Genomic DNA, 600 nt, shown 5'->3' on the forward strand with positions numbered 1-600 from the left:
CACGGCCCAGCGCCTGGCCGACCCGCACGGTGGCGGCCATGCCCAGCGAGTAGGGGATCATGAACACCATGGAGCTGAAGTTCAGGGCGATCTGGTGGCCGGCGACCACGGTGGCGCCAAGGCCGCCGATCAGCAGGGCGATCACCGCGAAGATGCTCGATTCGGCGAACACCGCCACGCCGATCGGCACGCCGATGGCCAGCAGGCGCTTGATCACCGCCCACTGCGGCCGCTCGAAGCGGGCGAACAGGGCACTGGGGCGGTAGTAGGGCGCCCACTTCACCCAGACCAGCATGCCGATCAGCATGAACCCCATCACCAGCGCCGTGGCCCAGCCGCAGCCGACGCCGCCCATGGCCGGCAGGCCGAACTTGCCGTAGATGAAGATGTAGTTGGCCGGGATGTTCAGCAGCAGGCCGAGGATGCCCAGCACCATGCTCGGCCGGGTGTGGCCGAGGCCGTCGCTGAAGCAGCGCAGCACGTGGTACAGCGCCACCGCCGGGAAACCGCAGGCCACCGCGCGCAGGTAGCCCATGGCCGGGGTGATCAGCGCCGGCTCGATGCCCATGTAGCGCAGGATGAACTCGGCGTTCCACAACA

At 68.7% G+C, this 600-nt stretch carries 1 protein-coding gene; it reads right to left on the reverse strand.

Translation table 11 applies throughout. The annotated features are described in order from the left end of the window. The coding region (locus N878_RS25120; RefSeq protein WP_021446228.1) for an MATE family efflux transporter at positions 1-600 on the reverse strand (600 nt) is incomplete at both ends.

The organism is Pseudomonas sp. EGD-AK9, assembly GCF_000465935.2.
Taxonomy (GTDB): domain Bacteria; phylum Pseudomonadota; class Gammaproteobacteria; order Pseudomonadales; family Pseudomonadaceae; genus Aquipseudomonas.